This window comes from Kitasatospora sp. NPDC056531 (genome assembly GCF_042794375.1).
Taxonomy (GTDB): domain Bacteria; phylum Actinomycetota; class Actinomycetes; order Streptomycetales; family Streptomycetaceae; genus Kitasatospora.
In genome coordinates, this window is the sequence record NZ_JBHTTU010000377.1 from 1 (window position 1) to 869 (window position 869).

Annotated in this window: 2 protein-coding genes; both read right to left on the reverse strand. The window is 69.6% G+C overall.

What is annotated here, in order from left to right; translation table 11 throughout:
* Positions 1-679, reverse strand: a 679-nt coding sequence (locus ACFQ87_RS46575) for a hypothetical protein (RefSeq protein WP_380617108.1), incomplete at its 3' end; no start/stop codon positions are given.
* Positions 676-869 (reverse strand): hypothetical protein (locus tag ACFQ87_RS46580; RefSeq protein WP_380617109.1); only part of this gene is annotated, 194 nt, incomplete at its 5' end. The genes ACFQ87_RS46575 and ACFQ87_RS46580, both read right to left, overlap by 4 nt.

The window sequence follows — 869 nt, forward strand, 5'->3', positions numbered from 1 at the left end:
GGGCGTAGTAGCGGTACGGCTGGTAGACGTTGAGCGGTCCGGCGAGCAGCTTTCCCTCGTCGTCGGTGCCGTATCCGGTGATCGGGGTGTTGTTGACCGACTCGGCGGTGAGGCCGATCAAGTCGACTTCCAGGGACAGGAGTTCCTCGCCGTGGCGGTTCAGCCCGTCCGGTCCGAGGGTGGCACGGCGACAGGAGACGCTCCACCGCTCGCGCACGGCGGGCGCGTTGAGCGAGGGCATGGTGGTCTCGAACCAGCCGGGATGCTTGGGTTCGGCGTACAGACGGCGCCCGGCGTCGATGGCGAGCGGGTTGTCGCAGAGTACGTGCAGCCGGGCGATGCCGAGCAGCTTGGTCTGCTCGTAACCCCGGGCGTACTGGCCGTAGTTGACCACCGGGATGCGCTCTTCGGCGAACACCGGGTGGGCGATCAGGTTGATCTCCAGCTCCTGGGTGATACCGCCACCGTTCGGGTACTGGGCGAAGTAGAGCTGGTAGTTGAGCGACACGCAGGCCCCGCCGTCGAAGGCGGCGACGGCCAACCCGGGGTGGCGCTTGCCGAGCACCTGGCGGGCCCGCTCGGGTTCGACCAGGTAGTCGACCCCGACGTTGTGCAGCGCGCCGTAGTGGAAGGGCAGATGGTACGGCTCGGGTACGGGCGGCAGCGGCAGGCCGGTCATGAGTGCTCCGAGGGCGAGGACGGTTCGGGCGAGGAGGGCACGGACGGGGTGGCCACGGACGGGGAAGGCCGGGACACGGCGGCCGGCCGGTGCAGCTCCACCAGGTCCCGGTGCATCCGCTCAGTGCTGCGCAGCGCGAGGGCGGCCATGGTGAGCGAGGGGTTGGAGGTGCCCAGCGAGGGCATCGAAC